Here is a 910-nt window from a genome sequence, read left to right as displayed (position 1 = left end):
ACTACGACAAGGCGGTGATGATCGGCACCGTGCCGGCGCTCGTCGTGCTCGGCTGGCGCTGGAAGCCCGCGCGGCTGATGATGGCGTCGATCGCCGCGCTCTCGCTGCTGTCGATCCAGATCTACCAGGGCGATCTCGCGCGCGCCGATGCGGCGTTCTTCCTCAAGTACTTCCTGTCGAGCCAGTCCGCGATCCTGTGGATGAGCGCGCTGTTCGTGCTCGCGACGATCTTCTACTGGATCGGTCTGCTCGCGCGCTCGGAGTCGGGCGCCGCGATCGGCCAGAAGCTCACGTGGGTCGCCGTGCTGATGGGCTTCACCGGCCTGATGGTGCGCTGGTACGAGTCCTACCTGATCGGCGCCGACGTCGGGCATATCCCGGTGTCGAACCTGTACGAAGTGTTCGTGCTGTTCAGCCTGATCACCGCGCTGCTCTACCTGTATTACGAAGGCCACTACGGCACGCGCGCGCTCGGCGCGTTCGTGCTGCTGGTGATCAGCGCGGCCGTCGGCTTCCTGATGTGGTACTCGGTCGCGCGCGACGCGCAGCAGATCCAGCCGCTCGTGCCGGCGCTGCAGAGCTGGTGGATGAAGATCCACGTGCCGGCGAACTTCATCGGCTACGGCAGCTTCGCGCTGTCGGCGATGGTGTCGGTCGCGTACTTGATGAGGGAGCGCGGCGTGCTCGCCGATCGCCTGCCGACGCTCGAGGTGCTCGACGACGTGATGTACAAGTCGATCGCGGTCGGCTTCGCGTTCTTCACGATCGCGACGATTCTCGGCGCGCTGTGGGCCGCCGAAGCATGGGGCGGCTACTGGAGCTGGGACCCGAAGGAAACCTGGGCGCTGATCGTGTGGCTCAACTACGCGGCCTGGCTGCACATGCGCCTGATGAAGGGCCTGCGCGGCGC

1 protein-coding gene is annotated in these 910 nt (G+C 66.2%); it reads left to right on the top strand.

The genetic code is table 11. The annotated features are described in order from the left end of the window. Window positions 1–910: c-type cytochrome biogenesis protein CcsB (gene ccsB / locus DIE02_RS35200; RefSeq protein ID WP_124489892.1), on the top strand; the 910-nt coding region annotated here is incomplete at both ends.

Source organism: Burkholderia sp. Bp8991 (genome assembly GCF_003853795.1).
In the GTDB taxonomy this organism is placed as follows: Bacteria; Pseudomonadota; Gammaproteobacteria; order Burkholderiales; family Burkholderiaceae; genus Burkholderia.
The sequence above is the reverse complement of the archived record's forward strand: the minus strand, read 5'-3'. Positions and strand labels throughout refer to the sequence as shown.